Consider the following 24,978-nt stretch of genomic DNA (forward strand, 5'->3'; position numbering starts at 1 on the left):
ATGAAAAAGTTTTTAAATATATTCTTTGCAGTTTTACTCTTCATCATTCTGTTATTGTTGGTTATTCCCATGATTTCGGTGTACCTGAAGGCACCCATGCTTCTGAGCGGGTATAGCAGTTCGTTCACCATACAGTTCAATTCACAGTTTGTTATTTTGAGTCTGGTACTTCTGTGTATCTGTTTTCTTTTCTATAGATATGGAAAATACTGGCGGAACTTATTGAAAATTAATCTGGTTCTTTCAGTGCTGTTTTTTGCGGCTCAGATTTACTTCACCCTAGTTATGTTTTCTACGGCTAAAAAATACAATACCCAGGTTTCATTTTCTCAGGGATTGAAAAGTTCTGAAGAACCGGTAAAACCTACGGAAACTTATTCTTATCTTAGTATTTATAATGAAGAACAGCATATAGATGTTTTCCGCCCTGACACAAAATCTTCTACACCTGCCATTCCGGTTATTCTGGTGCATGGTGGTGCTTTTATCGAAGGAAACAGAACCCAGGTCGGGTATGCTGCCAATTGGTTTAAGGACCATGGATACACGGTTTTCTCCATAGATTATCCTTTAGGAAAGAACGATCGGCACAATTGGGAATCTGCGGTTAATTCAGTCGTGACTTCGATGGGGTTTGTTATGAAAAATTCAAAAAAATTCAATGTTGATCCGAACAAAATAGTTTTGGTAGGCGGTTCTGCGGGAGCAGCTTTGGTAATGCAGGCAGATTTAGGAGTAAGGAAAGGTTTTGCTCAATCTTATGATTCACCTCAGCCTCCGCTTCCGGCGGCTGTTATTGCTATTTATCCACCAGTTAGCCTATCGGAACTCTGGCAGAAAATAGATGAGAAAAAAAATATCGACCTGAAAGATGCAGCCAGAAAATACCTTGGAGGATCACCCACTGAATTTCCACAGCGGTATGCCCAGCTGAACTTAATAGACCAGCTTTCCGAAGGGATTTCACCCACATTTATTATTGCCGGTGAGATCGATCATGTCGTCAATGTAGAAGCGACAAGAAAATTTGTGAAAAAAGCAGAAGATCTGAAACTTCCTGTTTCCTATGTTGAAATTCCTTACGGTGAACACGTTTTTGACGCCAATTCCAATGCTATTGCCGGACAGATTGAATGGAATAAAATAGGGGAGTTTTTAAAGAAGAATCACCTGGAAAACTGATGAGATTATGCTATTTCATTAGAAGTTTATTTGGGTGTTGGAAATGGATGATTTCCATGTAATGAAAAAATCCTGTAATTCCTGAAAATTACAGGATTTAATAGTTTTTCAAGCATTTTTAATGTGCCTGTTGATCTTAACAGGAATACCGTATATAAATTAATTAATGAACGCCAAAAGCTCTTTATTTTAATCGTAGATTTGTTTATTAGATTTATTGTGAATTTATTTTATACATGAACAGAGAATAAATATGAACATACTATTTATCAAAAATATGGTCTGCAACCGTTGTATTATAGTCGTGCAGAATGAAATGAAGAAACTTGGATTAAAGTTGGAAAATATTAAACTGGGTGAAGTTACTCTTGAAAAAGAGCTGTCTTCCAGTGAAAAAGATGCTTTGGAAAGTGCTTTGGTACCTTTAGGTTTTCAAGTGATCGATGATAAAAAAGGTAGGATAATAGAGCAAATAAAGAATGTAATTATTGATCTGGTACATTATAAAGATAATGATACAAAAGCCAATCTATCTGATATATTAAGTAAAAAACTAAACCATGACTACAATTACCTTTCCAATCTGTTTTCAGAGGTCGAAAGTACTACAATAGAAAAATATTTTATTGCTCAAAAGGTTGAAAAAGTAAAAGAACTTCTGGTTTATGATGAGCTGTCTTTAAGCGAAATTGCATACCGGTTAAACTATTCTAGTGTGGCCTATTTAAGCAACCAGTTCAAAAAAGTAACCGGACTTACCCCCAGCTATTTCAAACAAATCAAGGAAGAAAAGAGAAAACCGTTGGACAAGGTGTAAGTAAATATTACAAATCAATTCTATAATTCCACAATAACTGTTCTCCATATTGTCGCCAATTTTGTATTGTAAATAAATCAATCGAAATTATGGCTACAAATAACAATAGAGAAACGGTTTACATTCCATTAGAAGACGTAGAAAGTGAACATTGTGCGTTAATTGTTGAAAAAGGATTAGCACAGGTAAATGGTGTAGAAAGTCACAAAGTGGAAATAAATAACCGCAGAGCGGGCATTACTGTTACAGATAATGAAACAGTTGGTAAAGCCGTTACAGCTATTAAAAACTTGGGTTATGGTGTTCCAACGGTAAAAAACACTTTTCCGGTTTTGGGAATGACTTGTGCTTCTTGTGCCGGAAGTGCAGAAAGTATCGTAAAGTACGAGCCAGGTGTGATCGGCGCTTCTGTCAACTATGCAACCGGAAATCTTACCGTAGAGTATCTTCCCAATATGACGGATGCTTCCAAACTGCAAAAAGCGGTGCAAGGTGTTGGTTATGACTTGCTTATCGTTGAAGAAACAAAGCAGCAGGAATCCCTGGAGACCATCCACGCAGAGAAATTCAAAAAATTAAAATACAAAACTATTTGGGCTGTTATCCTCTCCATACCTGTAGTAACAATTGGTATGTTTTTTATGGATATGCCTTACGGTAACGAAATTATGTGGCTCTTTTCCACTCCTGTGGTCCTTTGGCTGGGTAAAGATTTTTTTATCAATGCATGGAAACAGGCCAGACACCGTTCTGCCAATATGGATACTTTAGTAGCATTGAGTACAGGTATTGCTTACATTTTTAGTGTATTTAATATGCTTTTTATGGATTTCTGGCATCAGAGAGGTTTACATGCACATGTATATTTTGAAGCTGCTGCAGTTGTTATTGCCTTTATTCTTTTAGGAAAATTATTAGAAGAAAAAGCCAAAGGAAACACCTCTACTGCCATTAAAAAACTGATGGGCCTGCAACCAAAAACTGTGATGGTAATAACACAGGACGGAACCGAAAAACTAACTGCCATTGAAGACGTACATGAAGGTGATGTACTATTGGTAAAGCCAGGCGAAAAAATTGCAGTGGATGGAATGGTTACTTCTGGTAATTCGTATGTAGATGAGAGTATGCTGAGCGGAGAGCCTGTACCTGTACTGAAACAAGACGGTGAAAAAGTTTTTGCCGGAACAATAAACCAGAAAGGAAGCTTTCGGTTCAAGGCGGTGAAAGTTGGCAAAGAAACCATGCTGGCCCAAATCATTAAAATGGTGCAAGATGCACAAGGTAGTAAAGCTCCCGTTCAAAAATTGGTTGATAAAATTGCAGGCATCTTCGTTCCGGTGGTGATCAGCATTGCTATTCTCACATTTATTTTGTGGTTTATTTTAGGGGGTGATAACGGTGTAGTACAGGGGTTGCTGGCAGCCGTAACGGTATTGGTTATTGCATGTCCCTGTGCATTGGGATTAGCTACTCCTACGGCTATAATGGTAGGCGTCGGTAAAGGGGCTGAAAACGGTATTTTAATAAAAGATGCCGAAAGCCTGGAATTAGCTAAAAAAGTGAATGCTATTGTTTTAGACAAAACAGGAACAATAACAGAAGGAAGACCGCAGGTAACAGGCATTGAATGGCTGAACAATAATGATACAACAAAAAATATTTTACTGAGCATTGAAAAACAATCAGAGCACCCATTGGCGGAAGCCGTGGTGAAACATTTGGAAGGAGTTGATACCACAACACTATCAATGTTCGATAGTATTACAGGTAAAGGGGCTAAAGCAGATTTCAATGGTGAAACATATTTTGTAGGTAATAAAAAACTACTCACAGAAAACAACATTAGTATTGCTGACCAATTACAACAGCAGGCTGATGAATGGGGAAAACAATCCAAAACGGTAATTTGGTTTGGAAACAGCACGCACGCACTTTCTGTTATCGCTATTTCCGATAGAATTAAAGAGACATCCGTTCAGGCAATTAAAGAAATGCAGGAAATGGGAATTGAATTGTATATGCTTACTGGCGACAATGAAGCAACAGCAGAAGCGATTGCTGAACAAACAGGAATTAAACATTATCAAGCCGAAGTATTGCCGCAGCATAAAGCCGATTTTGTAAAAAAATTACAGCAGCAAGGCAAAATAGTAGCAATGGTGGGTGACGGAATTAATGACAGTACCGCATTGGCAACAGCCGATGTAAGTATTGCCATGGGTAAAGGGAGTGACATTGCCATGGATGTAGCCAAGATGACGATTATTTCGTCAGACCTTACCAAAATACCTCAGGCCATACGCCTGTCTAAACAAACTGTGGCCACCATTCAGCAAAACCTCTTTTGGGCGTTTATCTACAACCTGATTGGTATTCCCTTAGCTGCCGGAATATTGTTTCCGATCAACGGCTTTCTGTTAAACCCAATGATAGCTGGAGCTGCAATGGCCTTGAGTAGCGTAAGTGTAGTAAGTAACAGTTTAAGATTGAAATGGATGAAATAAACCAGTAAATATCACAAATCAAAAAGGGAATAGCGTAAAAAATAAAAGCAGAACAATAAGGAAATTTGTAATACAAAAATTTATTTAAAATGAAAAATGTAGAATTGAACATACCCGGTATGCAGAGTGCACATTGCCAGACAAGGGTAAGTGACGCAATTAAAAATATAGATGGCGTAAAAGTTGAAAAGCTGGAATCCACAAAATTATCCGCTTCTGTTGAAAGCGAGGAAATAAAAGAAGAACTGGTGGAAACTATTAAAAGAGCAGGTTACAAAGTAGAGGGCTATGACAGCGAAAAAGAGTCAGGTTCTTCACCCAGTTGCTGCTCTAACTAGGAGTTTTAAGTTGATTTCAGGGATGATGCATCATACATTGGTCCCTGAAATTTTAAATACAGACTTATATTGCTTTAGAATTTAACGTCAATACTTAAAGCGGAAGTTATGTTATCAAAAAAATCATCCAATGACCGTTTAGAACTATTTAGCAAAGTTAAAAACATTGCGGACCATATTATTCAGACCCGATTGGATACAGGTAGGACTTTAGTTTTTGCTAAACAGATTGCCAGCGAATTGAAAGTAGATTACAACATATTTGATAACCTGTTTTTATCTGAATATGGAATCACACTCGAAAGAGTTTATGTAATGCGGGTAGTAGAAAAAGTAAAAGAACTGCTGGTCTATACAGAACAGTCATTGAAGCAGATTGCAGGTGCATTGGGATATAATAATCCTTCTTCGCTGTCTGATATACTAAAATACAACACGGGGTTTACATCCACCTATTTCAAACAAATAAGAAAAAATAAGCTGGAAATTATCAGGAAACAGCAAACTGAACAGAACGGAAATTGATGATCATTTTTGTATCATCCATGATCAACTGTTTGGCAGGTTTCGTAAATCAAATACGGCATATCATAACATTTTATTACCGCTAAAAACAGACTTTTGATTCCTTAACGTCAGGAATACTAAATATCTTTTTAAATCTATGAAATTATTAATTAAAGGCATGGTATGCGACAGGTGTATTTATGTACTTTCTGAAGAATTCCCAAAGCTTGGTGTGGAAATTTCTGATATTCGGTTAGGTGAGGTAATTCTAAAAGAAACGGATGAAATTACCATGGAAGAAGAAGTTATCAGAGTTATGCTCCAAAAGAACGGATTCGATCTGTTATACAGCAAAGATCAAAAGATTATAGAGTTGATTAAAAGTGCTGTTGAAAATGGCATACAGAAACAACTGGACACTGGTGCTGCCGTTAAATTTTCGGCATTTATCAGTAACGAATTGCATAAAGAGTATGATTCGCTGAGTGCCTTATTTTCATCTTTGGAAGGGTATACCCTCGAAAAATTTATCATTTCAAAGAAGATAGAAAAAGTAGAAGAGCTTTTAGTCTATACAGATCAGTCGCTGTCAGATATTGCTTACGCTTTGGGCTATGGCAGCCCGGCCTACCTGTCCAATCAGTTAAAAAAATATACAGGCTTTACTTCCAGCCACTATAAAAAAATAAGATATGATGGCGAACATAATTAATTATTCATAATACCTCTTATTCATTGTCATTAGACAAATTTTATAAAGCTATTTAAATAAAATTATCTTGCAGAACCCGTTCGTTATATGAGCAGGGTTTTCTGTTTTTAATAGAGTAGCCCCAAACATCATAATTGCCAACACGAATGTATGGTGATCTTTTATCATTCCTGAACCCGTAACCATTTAAAGCCGGAAATAGCAAAGCGTAAATCTTACAACTCTTACCTGTAATAGTCTGAAAACTGCGGCAGCCACGGCCTGTACCTTTGCTCTTAAGTTTTAATCGTCTGTTACATCATTAAACACAAGACCATGTTATACAAATCTAAAATACAAAAGGTAGGGATTTTAATTCCGTTATTGGGCATTTTACTGATTGCCTGTGAGAACAAGTCGGAAAAGGTTTCGACAGAAAAGACAACAGCAAACGCAGATGCCGCCAAATTGCCGGTAGACATTATTGTAGCACAGGAAAAGCTGCTCAATCACGAAGAAGCTGTAGTGGGGACGATGCTGCCTTACAGGGAGGTTTCCATCGTTAGTGAAATCCCCCAAAAGATAACTAAAGTAGCCTTTAAAGATGGCGGCTACGTTAGCCAGGGTGCCGTACTTTATACACTGAATGATGCCGATATCAAATCCCGTTTAAAACAAATTGGTGCTGAATTGGAATTGGCAAAACTCAACAAAGAACGGATGAGCAATCTCTTGAAAACCGAAACCGTAAGACAGCAGGAATACGATGACGCATTGATGCGTTTCCGCTCCTTAGTGGCGCAACAGGATTTGCTTCGTGTTGAACTCGCCAAAACAGTAATACGTGCGCCATTTTCAGGGAAAATAGGTATTTCAAAGGTATTTCTGGGTGCTTATGTTACGCCTGGTGCTGAACTCGTAAAGCTGCAGGATCAAGGCAGTATCAAAATTAATTTTTCAGTTCCGGAAAAATACCTGCCTTTGATCCAGACTGGGAATAAAGTCAGATTTACTTCGGAGCTGTCAGACCAGGAGTATGTAGCAACCATCAGTGCTACTGAACCAAATCTTGATGCACAAGGCAGGAGTCTGCAGGTACAGGCCACAGCCAATAATGCTCACGGGCATTTTCGGGCAGGACTTTCAGCAAAAGTTTATTTCCTTGCTACTGAGAAAGGCGCAAAAGGGATTTTGGTTCCCACTGAAGCACTTGCACCTGGTGCAAAAGGGTATACTGTTTTTATCATTAAAAATGACGTGGCAAAACCCACCGAAGTAACCATAAGCAACAGGACAGAAACCGATGCAGTTATTACCTCTGGTATTGCAGCTGGTGATAGTATCATTGTTTCAAATATGCTACGCTTAGGAGATGGAACTCCCGTAAAAGCCATTTTGTCCAAATAATTTATTTCAAATTTTAGCATTATGAGTATATCATCTTTAAGTATAAAAAAACCGGTTTTGGCCGGTGTGTTTTCACTCCTGCTCATTATTTTGGGAATAGTGGGATGGAAACAGTTAGGGGTTCGCGAATTTCCGTTAACAGAACCGCCCGTAATTTCCGTTATTACCTTCTATCCCGGTGCAAGCCCGGATGTAATTGCATCGAAGCTTACCCGGCCAATGGAAGAATCTATTGCAGAAGCCAATGGAATACGTACCATTTCTTCTGAATCCAGGGAACAGGTAAGTATTATTTCGGTAGAATTTAACCGTGAAGTGGATCTTGAAGATGCACTGAATGATGTGAGAGACAAAGTTGCCAAATCCCGTAAGCAACTCCCTACCGATGTAGATCCGCCCATTGTACAAAAGGCGTCTTCGCCAGACAATCTGGTAGCATTTCTTGAGGTGGAAAGTGACACCAAAGATATAAAAGAAGTAAGCCACCTTGCTTCTACGGTCATCAAAGATAAAATGCAGTCTATTCCGGGAATCAGTAATGTAGCCATTGTGGGCGAACACAAATACGCCATGCGTCTTCGCTTTGACCCCGCAAAACTTGCCTCTTACCAACTTACACCTGCAGATATTCGCAAAGCTTTGATGAGGGAGAACATTGATTTACCTGCTGGCCGGATAGAGGGAAGCAACAGTGAACTGAGCATCCGTACGATGGGCCGACTTACTTCGGTAAAAGATTTTGAAGAAATGCTCATCAGGCAGGTGGGCAGTACGGTAATTCGCCTCAAAGACATTGGCTCTGCCGAATTGGGGGAAGAAAACGAGCGCACCGCCATCATTAACGAAACAGGAAACCTAAACCGTATTGGCATTGGGGTGGCCATCCAGATACAGCGTGGTGCAAATGCCATCGAAGTGGTGGATGAGTTTTATAAGCGGTTGGAACAGCTGCGTAAAGAAGTTCCGTCTGAATACCGTTTGATAGTTGGCTTCGACTATACCAGTTCTGTACGGGAGTCTATCAAAGAGGTAGAAGAAACCCTGTTTATCGCTTTCGGACTGGTGGTATTGATTATCTTTCTATTCCTTAGGGATTGGCGGTCAACCATCATTCCGGTATTAGCTATTCCGGTATCCATTATTTCCGCATTTTTTATTATGTATGTAGCGGGTTTTTCCATCAATATTTTAACGCTGTTGGGATTAGTGCTTGCGATTGGATTGGTGGTAGATGATGCCATCGTTGTACTTGAAAATATTTATAAAAAGATAGAAGAAGGTATGACGCCCATACAGGCTGCATTTAAAGGATCGAAAGAAATTTATTTTGCAGTTGTTTCCACCACCATTACGTTGGCAGCCGTTTTTCTTCCGATTGTTTTCATGGGTGGAATAAGTGGGCAGCTTTTCAAAGAGTTTGCCATTGTAGTATCAGGCTCGGTAATGATTTCAGCTTTTGTGGCATTGACACTGACACCAATGTTGAGTGCTTATTTTTTAAAGAAAAAAGTAAAGCCAAGTTGGTTTTATCAGGTTACTGAACCCTTTTTTGTGCGTTTAAATAATGGATATGCCCGTTTGCTTACCACGTTTATGAAAGCCAGGTGGTTGGCCTGGATATTCTTAATAGGGACCACTGCACTCATTTATTTTGTAGGCAAAGAGCTTCCTTCAGAACTGGCGCCTGTCGAAGACCGCTCAAACATGAACCTCATAGCCGTTGCCCCGGAAGGTGTTTCTTTCGACTACATGAAAAAGCACATGACTGAAGTTGGTAAATATGTGAACGACTCTACCAACGGGCTGTATCAAACCTATTCGATGGTCGCAATTTCCTTCATCCCCGCGCCTGCACCTGTGAATGTGGCGGTACAAAGTATCTATCTCAAAGATCCTAAAGAAAGAAAGCACAGTGTCCAGGACCTGTACAATCAGTATGGAGCTGCATCAGGGCAATTCAGAGGGTTTCTTTTATTCCCTTATCTGCCGCCAACTATCGGGAGCCGATATGGTGGGGGTATGCCGATACAGTTTGTATTGCAATCGCAAAACCTCGACAGTCTGACGGCAGTGCTTCCAAAATTCCTGGCAGCGGCACGTCAAAGTAAAAAACTGATGTTTATAGATGCCGATTTAAAGATTAATAAACCGGAAGTAAAAATAAATATAGATCGTCAGAAAGCTGCCTTAATGGGTGTATCTATGGAAGAAGTAGCGCATACTTTGCAACTCTCCTTCTCCGGGCAGCGTTATGGATATTTCTTGCGGGACGACCGTCAATATGAAGTGATTGGACAATTAGATAAAGCACATAGAAATGATAAAAGTGACCTGAGTGCAATCTACGTCCGTTCGGCAACAGGCGAAATGATCCCATTGAGCAACCTGATCACCACAGAAGAAGCTGTAAGTCCTGCTGCCATTTACCGGTACGATCAATATACTTCTGCTACCGTATCAGCTGCAATGGCACCGGGAGTGAGCCTTGCTGAAGGAATACAGGAAATCGAAAGAATAAAGAAAGAAGTTTTGGGAGAAACTTTCAAAGCATCCTTAGCTGGCCAATCGAGGGATTATACAGAGAGCCAGGGCAACATCACCTTTACGCTTATTTTAGCATTGATACTTATCTATATGATTTTGGCCGCTCAGTTTGGAAACTTACGTGATCCGCTTACCATTATGCTTACCGTACCAATGGCTATAACCGGAGCTATTCTCAGCCTCTCATGGTTTGGTCAGAGTTTAAATGTATTCAGCCAAATTGGAATAATTACCCTGATAGGATTAATTACCAAAAACGGAATTCTGATTGTTGAATTTGCCAACCATCTTAAAAACACAGGACTTTCAAAACGGGAAGCAGCTATACAGGCCGCCGAGCAGCGTTTCCGTCCTATTTTAATGACGTCACTGGCGATGATATTCGGAGCATTGCCCATTGCGCTTACGCTTAACAGCCGTCAGTCATTAGGTATTGTGATTGTAGGAGGATTAGCATTCTCTGGAATACTAACCTTGTTTATCATCCCGGCTGTATATTCTTACTTATCAAGCAAAAAAGTGGAGAAAGTAGTTGTAGAAGAAGATACCGAAGAAGAAAGAAGATCAGCTGAAGTGTTATGATTCCAAATCTCAAAATAAGTAAAAAAATGAAAAAAAATATCTCATATATAGGTACAATACTGCTATTGATAAGCAGCGTAAATATACTGTATGCACAGAAGAGAACGATGTCTCTTACCGATGCTCTGGAAATGGCAAAGCAGGGAAATAAGGCTTTACAGGTACAGGTTTTAGAAGAAATTAATGCTAAAGAAAAAACCCGTGAAACAAAAGGCGCCTTACAGCCTGCTATTTCGGCAAACTTTGGCTATTCCTATTATTTTGACAGGCAGGTTATATTTATGCCTGGTTCGTTCGCAGGTACCAGTAAGCCGGTACAGGACATCGCCGTTGGCGGGAAAAATATTTATAACGGATTGATATCAGTCTATCAACCTGTTTTTACACCTGCTTTACATCATTTAACAAAGGCCTCAAAAATTAATGAAAAAATAGAAAATGAAAAGACGGGTGACCTGAAAAGTAAAGTTGCCCTTCAGGTTTCAACCCGTTATTTGGATATATTGATGATGAATAATCAATTGGGATTACTTGACCAAAGTTTGCAACGCAATTTCAAAGCACTGCAAGATTCGCGGGCCTTATTGGTGCAAGGAAAAGGCTTGAAATCTGATACGTTAAGAAGCTTTATTGCTGTAGAAAATTTGAAATCCTCTATTTCATATTTAAAAAATAACGCTGAGGTTTCAGGCATTGAATTAAAAAGGTTAATCGGACTGGATGACGCATCCGAATTAGAACTGACCGATGTCCTTGAATTGGGTATTGAAGCGGACAAGAGCGAGTTTTATCAAATTGATGAAGCATTCAAAATTGCAGTAGCCAATCGAAAAGACCTGAATATTCAAAAGTTATCTATTGATCTGCAACAAAAAAAATTAAAAGCTACGCAAGCTATGTTGTTGCCACAGCTTTCTCTAATTGGGCAATATCAGGTACAGGCACAGGCAGATGATATGAGATTTGGGGAATATTCTTTACCAAGAACTTCTTTTCTGGGCTTACAAGTGACTGTACCTATTTTTAACGGTTACCGTACCAGATCTCAGATCAGCCAGGAAAAAATTAAAGGCCAGCAAGAAGATATACGGTTAAACGATATAAAAGATAAGGTTAAAACAGAACTAGCAACCATTATAAGCAAATGGAAAGAAGCGAATACACAAATGGATATACAAGAAACAACGGTGCAATCGGCAGAGCTAAATCACCGCATGATGGAAGACCGCTTTAAAAACGGCTTAGGCTCAAGACTTGAATTGACGGATGCCGAATTGGCATTGACACAAGCAAAGATCAACTATCTGAATGCTGTATATAACCTGCGAACGCTTCACATAGAGCTGCAAAATGCACTGGGACTATTAAGCCTGTAACTATTCATCAATATTTTAAAAAATGAAAAAAAACATGGAACAATCAATAAATAAACCTGCCGCATACAGCAAACGCTGGTCGGCACTTTTCTTACTTTGTACTGCACAATTTATAGTAATTATGGATACCTCTATTATTGGGGTAGCTTTGCCGGCAATAAAGGCAGACCTGGGGTATTCGCAAAGTGGCTTGCAATGGATTTTTAACGCTTATGTTATTGCGTTTGGCGGCTTTTTACTACTTGGTGGCCGCTTGTCGGATTTGTTTGGCGCCCGCAAGGTTTTTATGTGGGGTTTTGTCATCCTTTCTGCCGCATCACTGCTGGCAGGTGTAGCTTGGTCAGAAGCAGCACTTAATGCCGGAAGGGCTTTACAGGGCCTGGGTTCTGCATTGATTGCCCCGGCAGCGCTTACTTTAGTGCTGTCCAAATTTACCGACCCGAAAGAACTCAATAAAGCATTAGGTTTTTGGGGTGCTTCTGCAGCAGCAGGTGGCTCTGCAGGTGTTTTCCTTGGTGGAGCTATTACCGAATGGCTTTCCTGGCACTGGGTATTTCTGATCAATATTCCTATAGGACTTGCTGTGCTGTTGTATAGCCGAAGCCTGTTGTTTAAAGGCAGTACCCAAAAAGGAAAAGTGGATGTTACAGGGGCCATTTTGGCAACTGCTGCACTGGTATTCGCAGTATATGGTATTGTGTCGGCTGAAGGTGCAGGATGGAAATCGCTTCAAACCATTGGACTGTTAGCCCTGTCTTTAGTATTGTTCACTATCTTCTTTGTCATCCAAAAGCAGAAAAAGGAGCCCCTGGTTCCGCTAAGTATTTTCAAAGTGCCCAATCTTTCATCTGGTAATCTGGTCATGGCTTTGTTGGCTGCAGCGTGGATACCTTTATGGTTTTTCCTCAATCTGTACCTACAGCAGATGTTAAATTATTCTGCCTTCAACAGTGGGTTGGCATTACTGCCTATGACGATTGCTATCATGTTTTTGATGGTAGGTGTTACGGGCAAATTGGTAGCTAAATTGGGTTTCAAAACAAATCTTATAGCTGGGCTTGTTGTACTTGCCGCATCACTTCTCCTGTTTAGCACCATTCCTGCTGATGGAACGTTCCTGGTTAATGTATTACCTGCATCTTTGTTGGGAGCATTAGGTATGTCGTTAGCTTATATTCCGGGTACTATTGCTTCTATGTCTGGTGCAAAACCTGAAGAAACAGGGCTTGCTTCAGGATTGGTCAATACGAGTTATCAAGTAGGTTCGGCTTTGGGTCTGGCGATTATTGTTGCTATTTCTGCTGCAAAAACCAATGCTGTTAAAACAACAGGAGCTCCAGATATGGCAGCGCTGAATGCAGGTTTTCAAACAGCATTTTTCTCGGCTGCTGTTATATGTGTAATTGCTGCAATTATTGCTGCATTTTCTGTTAAGAAACTCAAAAATTAACCAGTTACATTTGTTGAACTTGATTATGGAAGAACGTATTACCCAAAATGAAACAGGAATAATAATGATCCCGGATATATCCGGCTTTACAGATTTTGTTATCAATACCAATATGTTTATCGGAAAATATATCACTGAAAATCTTCTGAAATCAATCATTGGCAGCAATAATCTTTCATTTAAAGTTTCTGAGATCGAGGGAGATGCGGTATTGTTTTATAAATACCGCAAAATACCCTCGTTTGACGATACGCTAGCTCAGATTGTAGTAATGTACAAGAATTTCAAAAAAGAGCTAGGCAGGTTATCATTGGAGCTTACTATGGAAATTTCTTTATCATTGAAAATTATTGTGCACTATGGCTCTTTTACCCAATATACAATTGGCAAGTTTAAAAAACTTTACGGAGCTACCGTTGTAGAAGCTCATCAAATGCTCAAAAACCACATGGCAAAGTTTCCACCGTATGCTTTGTTCTCCGAAGCCTTTTTAAAAGCTAATTTCGAACAGCCTGCTCAGTCTATTATTGAATATGATAACTGCGACAACTGTATTTACCTGGCTAAAATTGGATATATCCATTACCTGTAATCTGAAACCAGGCCTTCAATATCGTTAGCAGTACAAAATCTGCAATCAGTAAATCTTACAAATCAAAACCCAAAAACCGCAATAGAAATCGTGTTATTTGGCTCAACTTTGTATCAATAAATAATTTAAAATAAATAAAAATGGAAAATACGAATTTTCAGTTCAAAACAAACATCAATTGCAGCAGCTGCGTAGCAAAAGTAACCCCTTTTCTAAATGATGCCGAAGGTATCGGGCAATGGGAAGTGGACACTGCCAATAGAGAGAAGATCCTAACTTTGAAATCTGAAGGAATTACTGAGCAAAAAGTGATAGAAGCAGTTCAAAAGGCAGGTTTCAAAATTGAAACTATAAAATAATTAAGATGAAAAAGGTCATCAATACATTGTTGGGCGTAACGGTTTGCTTAGTCACTTTATCGGCCTGTAACAATGTAGAAAATAAAAAAAATAAAGATATGACAACTCACGAGCATACAGACAAAGAAAGTGTTTACGCTTGCCCTATGCACCCGGAAGTAACCGGAAAACACGGGGATAAATGCCCTAAATGTGGAATGGATTTGAAAGCAGTTAATACTGAAAATGCAGTTGCGTATGAGGTGCAATTAACTACTTCGCCACAAAATGTGGAAGCAGGAAAACCAACTCAATTGACACTTGCTGTAAAGCAAAACGAAAAAAATGTAGCCCTGGATATTTCACACGAGATGAAACTGCATTTAATGGTAGTTAGTGAAGATTTAAGCTGGTTCCGCCACATCCATCCGGAAGAGCAGACTGACGGTGCGTATGCGATTACCGAAACATTCCCGAATGGTGGAAAGTATCTTCTGTTTTCTGATTTTAAACCGAGTGGTGGCGAACAGACCTTGAACAAACAGGAAATTGAAGTACAGGGAAAAAGCAGTCCGGTTAATAATGATATTTCAACCAAGTATATCTCAAAAGTTGATGGATATACCGTTACCCTTATCAATGGAAGTGATTTTAAAACCAATAAAACACAACACCTGGAAATCTCCATCGAAAAAGATGGAAAGAAATTAATCGAAAAGGATTTGCAGCAATATTTAGGAGCATCTGCCCATATAGTAATGATAGGCAAGGCAGATAAAGAATTTCTGCATATTCATCCTGTAACAGACAACCGTTTTCCAATTTTTGCACAAACACATATCGAAAATGCGGGAGTTTACAGAATGTGGGTACAGTTTAAAATAGATGGGAAAGTGCATACCGCAGATTTTACCGTTGATGTAACCAAAGGAAAGAAAGACGAAAATGGAGAACAGACGCACGTACATCAACATTAGATTGTTTTAAAATCAGTAGAGAAATTGGTGATCATAACATGATTTTTTCTTCTTACTGAAGAATTCCCTATCAAAAGTACATTTACAAATAAAGTCAGGCACCGATAGAAATACCGGTGCTTTTTGTTTTTTTAAGGCTGGTTTTTGATGAAAAAAATCCTTCTTTTGACGTAATGCAGCCATTGTGTAGATTTCGGATAAACTGACCATGTGTTTCCGCGGCAAGTTGGCCACCAGGCTTCTGGCGAAGTAAGTAGTGTCATCAAAAAAATCGCACAAAACATGAATTTTGCGGATTAATCAGCTTTTTTGACATTTGAAGAAGTAGCCAACTGCGTCAATCCTCCTGTTTTGTTTGGGAACAATTTTTCTCTCTCATCATCTGTGATATATTATAAATGATAGGGCAGGAGGATTAACTAATTTTTAAATAGTTCGCAGTTAATTGGCAATTTTATAGCCATAGAACGAGCTTACGACCACCTGATAAGTAGTTCCGCTGGTTACGGCTGCTGCTGAAGCCATGCTTACGGTTTCTCCGGCATTCAGATAGGTAAATGCACGAAACATTGGTCCCTGCCAATATACCTGGACTCGATTGATAAGACTGAACCAATATATTATTGGGAGTGGTGCTGAAGTTTTTTACAAGATATAATATAGCCCATGCAAAATTGGGAGCACCGACAATCGCACCATTATCAAACTGGGTAGAACCGTAAAACATATAATATCCACTGGTAGCGGCAGTAAACCTTCCATTGGCCGTATTCATTACATTTCCTGTATTGATGACTGTTCCTTCAGGATAGTTGATTTCGGCGTTGATATAAGGTCCGCTTACTGTAGCAGGAAGAGACTGTCTGGTTGTAGTACTTATAGTGGAAAAAGCATAAGTGGATGCTGCTGCGGGCAGACTATTGGAGCTTGATAGTAAAATAAGTTCCCATGTCGTATTGGTAACCGTTCCCTTGCTTATGAAAAGGGCATAGTAACCCGGAGGAACACTTATAGAAGCTACTCCTGCACCGCTTTGATTGTCAATCAGCTCTGTTCCGCTGGCGGCAATAGATAATGTTGCTGTTCCTGTATTTTTGAAATGGTAGGTTCTTCCGATAAAGTTACCGGATCCGGTTACAGCAGCAGGCAGAGTTAAGGTACCATTACTGTTCCCGCTGTAGGCTATATAATAATCATTGGCATCAACAGGACCACTTGTTGCTGTAGTTTTGTAGGTGGCAGCAAATGAGCCATTGACGGTTAGTTTACTGCCCGGATCGCTGGTATTAATACCTATATTACCGGTTTGAGAATACATCACAGTATAGCTTAGAACTGCCAGTAACGGCAGTAAAAACATTTTTTTTCTCATATTTGATAAGATTAATGGATAATTAGCGGGTAAAGAAATTTCACTTGTTGTTAATAGCCGGCATCTGTATCCGCTACAGAGAAAGCATGTTTAATGAACTGCCACAGGGATGAGGGACTTGAAGCAGCTCGGTTTTTCAGATTTATGTGTTTAGAATCATCTTGTATGTTTTTTCTTAATTTTGGAATTTCACAAAATCAAGGTAGAAAACAGGATTACCACCGTTAAACCCAGTCGGAACTACGAAATTGGTTTTATGAGCAACAACAGGATAAATTCCGGGAGCTGCAAAATACAATACTCTGGTCTGGTCTCTTGGTACAAAATTAATAGGATCAGGGCTGGCAGTTCCACAATAGGCTTTCCATACTTCTCCTATACCACCAATATAAAACCAGTAATCATTACAACTAGAGGTGATCGTAATTCCGGAACGGAAAAAATACCATCCTTTGGCTGGTATGTTCACGGATATTCCTGTCGGTAGGTTATCCCCACCTGCATTTCCGGTAAAGGGATTAGTTAATGTTCCTGTATACTTTGTCCAGTTGTTGGCAAATGCTGTGGTGACCGTTGATGACCAGGTGGCTAAACCATTGGCGTCACTGGTCAGTACATAACCCAGCTGCTGGGTACCGTCTTTAATCTGTAATGCACCGTTATCAGTACCGTTGTCTATGACGATTTTAGAATTGGCGGATCCTGCAGGAACTGTATTGGTTCCTACCAAAATCTTTCCGGTTCCGTTGATACTTAGATTGTTTCCTGCAGTAGCAATATTTGTTGGCTGAGATAATGTACCTCCTAATTTAACATCCGTGCCCGATATGGATAGACCGTTACTGGCGGTATAATTACCTGCCGAAGAACTCGCTGATACAATTTCCCAGGTAGAATTGGTCCCGGTAAGTCCTGTATTGATCAGCTGGATGCTTTGGTTGGCAGGGACTACAATGCTGGTATTTCCATTAATTGTTTCCGGTGCTGCGGAATTGAGTGTAACGGTAAAGTTTGTATTATTCTTAATAGTATACATTCGCCCCTTAAAATTTCCAACGCCATTGATGGCTGCCGGAAGGTTGAATACAGCGTTAGCAGTGCCATTGTAAGAGACATGAAAATCAGCTGAATTCAAATTGTATGATGCTGTATTTATTGCAGTGTAATTCGCCGCTATGGATCCATTAATATCTATTGTGGATCCGGGATTGGGAGTATTTATCCCTATATTGCTTGCCTGCGAAAAGACAAAGGAGGAGGCTAGTACTCCTAATATTTGTCCTAATTTTGTAATTTTCTTGATCATTTTTTTAGTTTTAAATTTTAATTCCCTGAATACAAGCTATGTATAGCATAATATATGAATAATATCGCCCCTGATTTATTAATTTCAGGTTAAGTATTTGTTGTTATATTGTAAATTTTATTATGTTATTTTTAAATAAAATGCATTCATAACGCAAAAGTATAGAAATGCTTCTACAAAAAACAATGTGTTTCGTAGAATAAAATAAAGAGTATTGTAGAAAATTTTCTACGTATAGGATTATGGGAAATCAGGTTATATAGGTTTGATATAATCTAATGAGGTCCGCTAAATTTTTCGTTTTAAGTTTGTTATGAATTCTTTTTTTATAAGTACTGATAGTAGGCATCTGGATGCTCATCTTATTTGAGATCTCTAAATTGCCGTTACCCTGCACCATTAAAATAAAGATTTCGTATTCTCTTACAGATAATTTTTTTATAGAATCCAGTGGAGACTGCTGAAGCAATTGCTGTACAATAGATGGGGGATAATAAAACCCCTCAGAAAATATTTTATTTACGGCATCTGAGATTTCCTCAGATTTGCTTAATTTACTGATGTATCCGTTGGCGCCCGCTTTTATATACTGTACGGCTACCTCTTCTTCATAGGCAGAGAATATCAGGATTTTTATGGCGGGATCCAGTGTTTTAATTTCGGAGATCATTTTTTTGTTTTTGCTTTCCGGCATATTGATATCCAAAATAACAAGATCATATTTCTTCCCGGAAATTTTTTCCAGGGCTTCCGGATAATCTTCAGCCTGGTCTATCACAACACCCTGGATTCTTGACTCTAAAATCAGGCTTGTTCCTACCAAAACAATGTCGTGATCATCAGCAATAAGAATATTCTTAGTCATCTTTTTTATTTGTTAAAATCAGTTTAAATGAAGTTCCTTTTAATTTATTTTTTTTGAAGGCAATTTTTCCTTCGATCATTTGAAGCAGCTGCAGGACAAGGTGAAGTCCCATTCCGTACTTTTGAAGCAATAATTTTTCATTTTCAATATTATCCTGAAGTTTTGTATAATATTCTATTTTCTTTTCATCCATTCCAATACCGGTATCTGTTATCAATAGAATCACCGTATCGCCTTCCACACTGCTGTCTATTGTGATGGTGCCATTTTTTGTAAATTTTACAGAATTGTCCAGAAGATTGTGAAAAATTGCAGATAATATGTTTTTGCTGATCCATACAGACAATGCCTTATCTACATTATTTATAATTACGGTGTTATTGTTTTCTGCTATAGCATTGAAAAGTACCTTTTTTTCATCTATCAGCTTATACAGGGAATAGAGTTTTGTTTTGTTGGACCGGTGATGGGTATAAATATCCGCATATTCTTTTAAGGTAATGGTAAAATTATATAATTGATCCGAGGACTTGTAAATAGAATTCAGAATTTTTTCACTTTGCTGCCCGCTAAATTCATTTTGATTCAGGGCCTCTTTTGCTGTGAGTGCAATAAATTTTACCGGTGTTGTAATATCGTGGGTAATAGTTCCGATCAGCTTTTTTTGCTGTTCAATTTCTTTATGAAGCTTTATTTTTGTAATCTTAAGCTTTTCAACAGTATCAGAAAGGCTCTTTGTGCGGGAATTGACAATTTCTTCCAGTTCATGGTTTTTCTTTTTCAGAAAACGTAATCTCCATCTTACCACCATGTATAATAAGAACAGTATGATGGAGAAAATAAATAGTTTAAACCACACCGTCTGGTAAAAATAAGGTGGAATGATGATTTTTATTTTTTTATAAATGTATTTTCCATCATCAGAAACCAGTATTCTCACTACAAAAGTATGGTTTCCGTAGGTAAGATTTGAGAATGAAAATTTTCCGTCCTTTCCTATAGGTTCCCAGCTGTCATTAGACATGCCGCTTAGCTTAGCTTCTATAACCAGGTTGTCCGGGTTTGAATAATAAGGTATATCAATGAAAATATCAATACGGTTAGATTCCGGTTTTAGACGCAGCACTTTGTCGAAGTACTTTTCTTTATTATCAATAATAGCTCTTTCTATGTAAATATTCTCAGGATAATAACTTCTTACTTTCGCCGGATCAAAAAAAACCAGGCCATCTAAGGACGGAAGTACAAATTCTCCATTTTTTAGCCTGCTGCCACAGATATTACTGCCGCCATTGAATTCATTGGTTTTGAAACCTGAATCTTTTGAAAACCGGTAATAGTTAACCCTGAACTGCCTGTTCTGAACATACTGAAGCAGCTGGCTTTCCCGAACCCTGTAAAGCCCGTTATTGGTAGGAATCCAGAAAAACCCGTACGAATCTTCCAAAATAGTATGGGAAGAAGAAATATTGTTGTTGCCATCATAAGGCATTTTGATCAGGCGATTGTTTTTCAGCAGATAGAGGCCTTTACCTAAAGTGGTTATCCAGAAATTACCATCTTTTGATTTGATAATACTGCGGATGGATAATTCATTACCAGGATTTAAATTGAGTATTCTATTGGTCTTCAATGATACTTTGTATAAACCTTTTATAGTTCCTACCAACAGGTGATCCTCATCAAACTTCAGGAATTTGGAAGGCTGATTATTAAAAAAAAACTTTTTTTCTACCGATTTGAAAGACAGGTCTTTATAAATCATAAGGTTTCCGCTGTATTCGGTAGTTCCATCTTTTTTCTGCTGTATCTCCAGTGCGTAATATCTGTTGGCGTCAAAAAAAAAGTCTATTACAGAGAAATTTTTCTTTGTAATAGTTTCTGTGTAAGATGTTTTCTTCGGGTATATCACAAGGTCATTTGCCCTACGTGCAATAAGATTTTCCTTCTCATCATAAGCCATAAAGAAAGATGTGATGTTTTTAAAACTTTTATCCTCTACCAGTCCGTTATGGTTATAGCTCTCCCCGAAGGTTGTGATTACTGAAGACTCAGTGTAGGGGAGAGTGGCGTAAAAAACAGATTCCGGCTTTGATGAATGCCTCTGAAGGGTACTGAAATCTGAAAAACTGATGACCTGCAGTCCATTGGTGCTGCTTCCGAGATAAAGTTTTTGGTAAGATTTGTCATAATATATGCTAATTATATTCTCCGCAATATGGTCGAGCTGTGCAATTTTTGATATATTGAATTTATTTTGCTCATAAAGACACCTGTATATGCTGTTCTTATTAACTATAAAAACCTGGTTATTAATCCGGCTCCAGTAAATTTTAGTATTACTATCTGTCAGTAAAGGTTCATTATAATAATCGACAACTTTTCCCTTTTCAATTTTCTGAATATTTTTTGAACGGTGATCAATAAAGAATACTAATGTGTTGAGTAAAAAGATTTGGGCGGTGTTCTTGTAGAATGTTTTGATGTTTAGATGCTCTTCTTTTTGGGAAACGGCATCCACATATTTCAGGGAGCTTTCTTTTATAAAATAAGTACCTTCTTTAAGCTGAAAATAAAGGCTCATGCCTGGTGATGTAGTATAGCTGTAATTGGATCCGTACAAAAAGTAATTGATATGGTCCTTAAATATAAAATTTGATTTTTTTTTTAATAGGTTTGTTACTACAGGAGACTTTTGGTGTATAAGAACGGTTCTTCCATAATCTGCTGTAGTATAAATGCTGTCTTTTTCGGGATGGCCATAGAAGTACATAAACCGCTGGCTGTTTAATGGAAGATTTTTATAAACCAAAAATTTCATTCCATCATACCTTACAATTCCGTTTTCAGTGGTCAGCCATATAAAGCCGTATTTGTCTTTTATAATATCTTTTACGCTGTTTTGTGGAAGACCGTTGTCTGTATTATATAACTGAATAGTATAGTGCTGGGTGTAAATAATAGAAAAAATAAAGAGAAGAACAGCAGAAGTATATTTTTTCACAAAATTTTGTTTAATTTTTTCACAAATTTATTACCAAATATGTAATAAACAAAAATAAAAGGTTTTTTCTTCATCCTTGATAAAAATGAACGAAAAATAATAGCTGTTCTATTATTTTAAGCCTGATGAAGTAGATGATGCAGGGTTTTTGTTCCCGGTACTTGATCCAATTGTAATTCGGTGGATCGTTTACATTTTGGATTATAGACAGAAGCATAATTTGTATAAAAGAAAAGTTTGTAAAAATATTCCTGAAAATATTTGCAGATATCATTTAAATACTTACTTTTGTACCGCTTCAAAAAAGGGGGATTGGCGCAGTTGGCTAGCGCGTTTGACTGGCAGTCAAAAGGTCACGGGTTCGAATCCCGTATTCTCCACAAAGGCTAAATATAAACCTACTGATAACCAGTGGGTTTTTGTTTTTATTAGACTTTTTTGTCCCACATCTTCCCTACATTTCTTATATAACAAAGATAATGATTTCTTATCTCAGTACCTCAATTAGTAAATTTTTAGGTTTAAAATTGACTGCTATATATCTTGAAAAATCCCCAAACTAAAAATATTTTATCTTTTTCCAGATAAATAGAGATAAGCCTGATCTCAAAAAATGGGGCAATACCAAAACCGAAGCAAGGGGAGGGGCTTGTTGTTCATATAGGTAGTTAAACTATATATATAAAAGTTGGTTAAGGTATTAAAACGAGGCTTCACATTCTGGATAAAACCAAAGTTCTCTTAATCTGATTTTAGGCATCTTAACAATTAGAACTCAATCGTAGTTTTACTACACTTTTAAAGTTTCTCAAAATTTGTATATGTGGTATTATTCATTTGTCTATATTTGGTGATATAAACACAAATATCACAGTATTAATGAGAAAGAATATTTCCAATTCTGAAAAGATTTCAGAGAACCATATAGCAGGCATTAACCGTGTGGTTAAGCTTGATATTGTGGTTGAGGGAAAATCTATCAGTCATTTTAAACACTTTCGTTTACAGCAAAGTGCTAGAACACACCACTATTTTGAACTGACTTTAGCTCATGATTCTTTGGGTGAAATACAGAACCATAATCTTGAAGAAGCTCAACAATTTTTAGGTAAACGAATTACGATAACTTTCAAATACAAAGACTACGAAGATGAAACTCCTGAAAGAACATTTGTAGGTGTAATTACAAAGGTTGCATTTAGTCAGGAACAAATGAGCCTTGGTAATATTGCTCTGAAAGGATATAGCCCAACTATTCTGATGGATTCAGCCCCTCATACTCAGAGTTTCGGAGGTAATCATTCTGTAAATACTGCTATCATTGCAGATAGAATTATCAAGGAAGCAATAGGACCGAGTAAATTTGATTTCAGAATAGAACCCCAAAATAAAAGTTACATCAATTACAGTGCACAATATTGTGAAACACATTATAATTACCTTGCTAGAATTGCAGCAGCTTATGGAGAACAGTTTTATTATGATGGGTATGTTTTACACTTTGGAAAGCTTCCTCCTTATGAAAAGCCTATCAATCTCGTTTATGGAAGTAATGTTACAGATGTACAGGTAGAGTTAAAAGCAGTTCACACAAAACCCGAATATTTTGGTTATAACAGCAGTAGTCATGCTAAAATGAATGGCTCTAACAATGAGATTAAGCATTTAGGAGACCTGTCAGCAAAAGCCTATGAACTGAATAACAATATTTTTAAAACCCGTTCATTGACTCCCACCCCTATTAATGCCAATATGTTTCTGGATGTGGATGATTCCCAAAAAAGTGCAAGAGGAAGTAAAGCAGTAGAGGTTTTTACTGTTTCAGGAAGTACAACAGTTCCTTTCTTATCCATAGGTTGTGTGGCAGATATAGACATGAGAAAACAGGATAGTAATGAGACTTCACACTTTACAACTTTGATGATAACAGAGGTGAGTCACGAAGTTGATGCCAGAGGTTATTATACAGGAAGTTTTGAAGCTATAGCTGAGGGAACAGGCTTTATGCCTAAACCTGATTTTATTATGCCTAAAGCAGAACCACAGGTAGCCACTGTGGTTTCCAATATCGACCCTTTAAATCAAGGCAGAATACAAGTGCAGTTTGACTGGCAACTAAATGATACTACTCATTTCATAAGGATGATGAGTCCCGATGCTGGGGGAACAGATGCCATAACCCAGAATAGAGGCTTTGTAGCTGTTCCAGAAATTGGAGACCAAGTAATGGTTAATTTTGAATATCATAATCCTGATTTTCCTTTTGCAATGGGAGGAATGTTTCATGGAGGTGTAGGCTTGGGAGGTGGTATGGATAACCGTGTAAAATCCTTACAAACCAGAAGTGGGCACAGATTAGTGTTTACAGAGGATGAGAGTATTTTATTGACAGACAAGAGTGGCAATGAGCTGAAGTTTGATACAGAGGGAAGCAACATAAACATTACAGCCCCTGAAACTATTACCATTAAATCTAAAAATCTGAAATTTGATATTGAAGAGAATATCGAGACCAAAGCAGGAAAGAATATGGATACCAATGTGGGGCAGAATATCAAGATTATTGCCAAACAAGAGATAAGCCAAGACAGTGGTAAGAAAACTATTATCAATGCTGGAACCAATACTGAAATATCAGCAAAAGCACACCTAGACCTTTATGGTAAAGAAAAATTCATAGGTTATACAGATGGACAGACAGAGTTTGGAGCAAAAGACAGAATGCATGTGTATGGTGCAAACTCATTACTGACTGCTAAAGACAAGATTGAATATAAAGCTCCTCAAATGAATAAGCTTCCTCAAAATGGAGAGTTCGAGTATACAAGGGAGAAGCAAATAGCATCAATGTACTGGGCTTATGAAGAGGAAAATACTTCTCTGATGGATGATTCCAAATTTTTTGTAGACATGAATCTTATTGTTCAAACAAGAAACTACGAAGAGGGAGAAAGTATTGATGTTACTATAAAATCTGATGATGGAGAACCTTTAGCAGATGGACTAAATGAATTAACTTTATCAGGAACAGTTGACAGAGATGGAATTGTAATCTTTAAAGAACCTTTAAGGACTTATACCCTTAACCTTATGACAGAAGAAACAGAAAACACATAGTATTTA

Annotated in this window: 18 protein-coding genes and 1 tRNA gene; 15 read left to right on the plus strand and 4 right to left on the minus strand. The window is 38.0% G+C overall.

The genetic code is table 11. The features are described 5' to 3' along the window. The 13 genes from MP477_RS20435 to MP477_RS20495 all read left to right on the plus strand — a co-directional run bounded on the left by MP477_RS20435 (position 1) and on the right by MP477_RS20495 (position 15,308). Entirely contained in the window at positions 1 to 1,182 is a 1,182-nt protein-coding gene (locus MP477_RS20435; RefSeq protein WP_257191856.1) for an alpha/beta hydrolase, read from the plus strand. 253 nt (positions 1,183 to 1,435) lie between these two features. Continuing rightward, a complete protein-coding gene (locus MP477_RS20440; protein WP_230036632.1) occupies positions 1,436 to 1,999 on the plus strand; it encodes an AraC family transcriptional regulator in 564 nt (187 codons plus the stop codon). 89 nt (positions 2,000 to 2,088) lie between these two features. Continuing rightward, positions 2,089 to 4,506, plus strand: coding sequence for a heavy metal translocating P-type ATPase (locus tag MP477_RS20445; protein ID WP_257191857.1), 2,418 nt, complete (start codon positions 2,089 to 2,091; stop codon positions 4,504 to 4,506). Positions 4,507 to 4,595: 89 nt separating this feature from the next. Next, positions 4,596 to 4,844 carry a heavy-metal-associated domain-containing protein gene (locus MP477_RS20450; RefSeq protein WP_257191858.1) on the plus strand — a complete coding sequence of 83 codons (249 nt, stop codon included), beginning with the start codon at positions 4,596 to 4,598 and terminating at the stop codon, positions 4,842 to 4,844. Positions 4,845 to 4,952: 108 nt separating this feature from the next. Beyond that, positions 4,953 to 5,369: an AraC family transcriptional regulator gene (locus MP477_RS20455; RefSeq protein ID WP_257191859.1), complete on the plus strand. Its 417-nt coding sequence runs from the start codon at positions 4,953 to 4,955 to the stop codon at positions 5,367 to 5,369. Positions 5,370 to 5,508: 139 nt separating this feature from the next. Further along, the gene (locus tag MP477_RS20460; protein ID WP_257191860.1) at positions 5,509 to 6,063 is read left to right on the plus strand and encodes an AraC family transcriptional regulator; all 555 of its coding nucleotides are present in this window, start codon (positions 5,509 to 5,511) and stop codon (positions 6,061 to 6,063) included. A gap of 315 nt (positions 6,064 to 6,378) precedes the next feature. After that, positions 6,379 to 7,449, plus strand: coding sequence for an efflux RND transporter periplasmic adaptor subunit (locus MP477_RS20465; protein WP_257191861.1), 1,071 nt, complete (start codon positions 6,379 to 6,381; stop codon positions 7,447 to 7,449). Between the two features lie 21 nt (positions 7,450 to 7,470). After that, complete coding sequence (locus MP477_RS20470; protein WP_257191862.1) at positions 7,471 to 10,575, plus strand: efflux RND transporter permease subunit; 3,105 nt, start codon at positions 7,471 to 7,473, stop codon at positions 10,573 to 10,575. Positions 10,576 to 10,601: 26 nt separating this feature from the next. Continuing rightward, the gene (locus tag MP477_RS20475) at positions 10,602 to 11,951 is read left to right on the plus strand and encodes a TolC family protein (protein ID WP_230036619.1); all 1,350 of its coding nucleotides are present in this window, start codon (positions 10,602 to 10,604) and stop codon (positions 11,949 to 11,951) included. A 22-nt stretch (positions 11,952 to 11,973) separates the two neighbouring features. Continuing rightward, a complete protein-coding gene (locus MP477_RS20480; protein ID WP_257191863.1) occupies positions 11,974 to 13,401 on the plus strand; it encodes an MFS transporter in 1,428 nt (475 codons plus the stop codon). A 25-nt stretch (positions 13,402 to 13,426) separates the two neighbouring features. Further along, positions 13,427 to 13,993 (plus strand): DUF2652 domain-containing protein, encoded by a 567-nt coding sequence (locus MP477_RS20485; RefSeq protein WP_257191864.1) that lies wholly within the window; start codon positions 13,427 to 13,429, stop codon positions 13,991 to 13,993. A gap of 140 nt (positions 13,994 to 14,133) precedes the next feature. Continuing rightward, the gene (locus MP477_RS20490; RefSeq protein WP_230036613.1) at positions 14,134 to 14,352 is read left to right on the plus strand and encodes a heavy-metal-associated domain-containing protein; all 219 of its coding nucleotides are present in this window, start codon (positions 14,134 to 14,136) and stop codon (positions 14,350 to 14,352) included. A 5-nt stretch (positions 14,353 to 14,357) separates the two neighbouring features. After that, positions 14,358 to 15,308, plus strand: a complete 951-nt coding sequence (locus MP477_RS20495) for a heavy metal-binding domain-containing protein (protein WP_257191865.1) — start codon at positions 14,358 to 14,360, stop codon at positions 15,306 to 15,308. A gap of 454 nt (positions 15,309 to 15,762) precedes the next feature. On the opposite strand, the gene MP477_RS20500 is transcribed toward MP477_RS20495, so the two are convergent. The 4 genes from MP477_RS20500 to MP477_RS20515 all read right to left on the minus strand — a co-directional run bounded on the left by MP477_RS20500 (position 15,763) and on the right by MP477_RS20515 (position 21,855). After that, the gene (locus MP477_RS20500) at positions 15,763 to 16,680 is read right to left on the minus strand and encodes a hypothetical protein (RefSeq protein WP_257191866.1); all 918 of its coding nucleotides are present in this window, start codon (positions 16,678 to 16,680) and stop codon (positions 15,763 to 15,765) included. Between the two features lie 175 nt (positions 16,681 to 16,855). Next, positions 16,856 to 17,986, minus strand: a complete 1,131-nt coding sequence (locus MP477_RS20505; RefSeq protein ID WP_257191867.1) for a hypothetical protein — start codon at positions 17,984 to 17,986, stop codon at positions 16,856 to 16,858. A 250-nt stretch (positions 17,987 to 18,236) separates the two neighbouring features. Next, entirely contained in the window at positions 18,237 to 18,851 is a 615-nt protein-coding gene (locus MP477_RS20510) for a response regulator transcription factor (protein WP_257191868.1), read from the minus strand. Beyond that, the gene (locus tag MP477_RS20515; RefSeq protein ID WP_257191869.1) at positions 18,844 to 21,855 is read right to left on the minus strand and encodes an ATP-binding protein; all 3,012 of its coding nucleotides are present in this window, start codon (positions 21,853 to 21,855) and stop codon (positions 18,844 to 18,846) included. Before MP477_RS20515 ends, MP477_RS20510 begins: the two co-directional genes overlap by 8 nt. A 306-nt stretch (positions 21,856 to 22,161) precedes the next feature. On the opposite strand from MP477_RS20515, the gene MP477_RS20520 reads away from it, so the two are divergent. Together MP477_RS20520 and MP477_RS20525 are read left to right on the plus strand one after the other, a co-directional pair. After that, positions 22,162 to 22,235 (plus strand) — tRNA-Ala (locus tag MP477_RS20520). 499 nt (positions 22,236 to 22,734) lie between these two features. Continuing rightward, positions 22,735 to 24,972, plus strand: coding sequence for a type VI secretion system Vgr family protein (locus MP477_RS20525; RefSeq protein ID WP_257191870.1), 2,238 nt, complete (start codon positions 22,735 to 22,737; stop codon positions 24,970 to 24,972). Positions 24,973 to 24,978: the final 6 nt, after the last annotated feature.

Source organism: Chryseobacterium sp. WG23 (assembly GCF_024586575.1).
In the GTDB taxonomy this organism is placed as follows: Bacteria; Bacteroidota; Bacteroidia; order Flavobacteriales; family Weeksellaceae; genus Chryseobacterium.

What these genes read in the sequence shown, in the direction of transcription:
- MP477_RS20435 (WP_257191856.1), top strand. Translation starts at nt 1, where the DNA reads ATGAAAAAGTTTTTAAATATATTCTTTGCAGTTTTACTCTTCATCATT.
- MP477_RS20460 (WP_257191860.1), top strand. Translation starts at nt 5,509, where the DNA reads ATGAAATTATTAATTAAAGGCATGGTATGCGACAGGTGTATTTATGTA.
- MP477_RS20485 (WP_257191864.1), top strand. Translation starts at nt 13,427, where the DNA reads ATGGAAGAACGTATTACCCAAAATGAAACAGGAATAATAATGATCCCG.
- MP477_RS20500 (WP_257191866.1), bottom strand. Translation starts at nt 16,680, where the DNA reads ATGAGAAAAAAAATGTTTTTACTGCCGTTACTGGCAGTTCTAAGCTAT.
- MP477_RS20495 (WP_257191865.1), top strand. Translation starts at nt 14,358, where the DNA reads ATGAAAAAGGTCATCAATACATTGTTGGGCGTAACGGTTTGCTTAGTC.
- MP477_RS20480 (WP_257191863.1), top strand. Translation starts at nt 11,974, where the DNA reads ATGAAAAAAAACATGGAACAATCAATAAATAAACCTGCCGCATACAGC.
- MP477_RS20505 (WP_257191867.1), bottom strand. Translation starts at nt 17,986, where the DNA reads ATGATCAAGAAAATTACAAAATTAGGACAAATATTAGGAGTACTAGCC.
- MP477_RS20445 (WP_257191857.1), top strand. Translation starts at nt 2,089, where the DNA reads ATGGCTACAAATAACAATAGAGAAACGGTTTACATTCCATTAGAAGAC.
- MP477_RS20470 (WP_257191862.1), top strand. Translation starts at nt 7,471, where the DNA reads ATGAGTATATCATCTTTAAGTATAAAAAAACCGGTTTTGGCCGGTGTG.
- MP477_RS20490 (WP_230036613.1), top strand. Translation starts at nt 14,134, where the DNA reads ATGGAAAATACGAATTTTCAGTTCAAAACAAACATCAATTGCAGCAGC.
- MP477_RS20475 (WP_230036619.1), top strand. Translation starts at nt 10,602, where the DNA reads ATGAAAAAAAATATCTCATATATAGGTACAATACTGCTATTGATAAGC.
- MP477_RS20510 (WP_257191868.1), bottom strand. Translation starts at nt 18,851, where the DNA reads ATGACTAAGAATATTCTTATTGCTGATGATCACGACATTGTTTTGGTA.
- MP477_RS20455 (WP_257191859.1), top strand. Translation starts at nt 4,953, where the DNA reads ATGTTATCAAAAAAATCATCCAATGACCGTTTAGAACTATTTAGCAAA.
- MP477_RS20465 (WP_257191861.1), top strand. Translation starts at nt 6,379, where the DNA reads ATGTTATACAAATCTAAAATACAAAAGGTAGGGATTTTAATTCCGTTA.
- MP477_RS20450 (WP_257191858.1), top strand. Translation starts at nt 4,596, where the DNA reads ATGAAAAATGTAGAATTGAACATACCCGGTATGCAGAGTGCACATTGC.
- MP477_RS20525 (WP_257191870.1), top strand. Translation starts at nt 22,735, where the DNA reads ATGAGAAAGAATATTTCCAATTCTGAAAAGATTTCAGAGAACCATATA.
- MP477_RS20440 (WP_230036632.1), top strand. Translation starts at nt 1,436, where the DNA reads ATGAACATACTATTTATCAAAAATATGGTCTGCAACCGTTGTATTATA.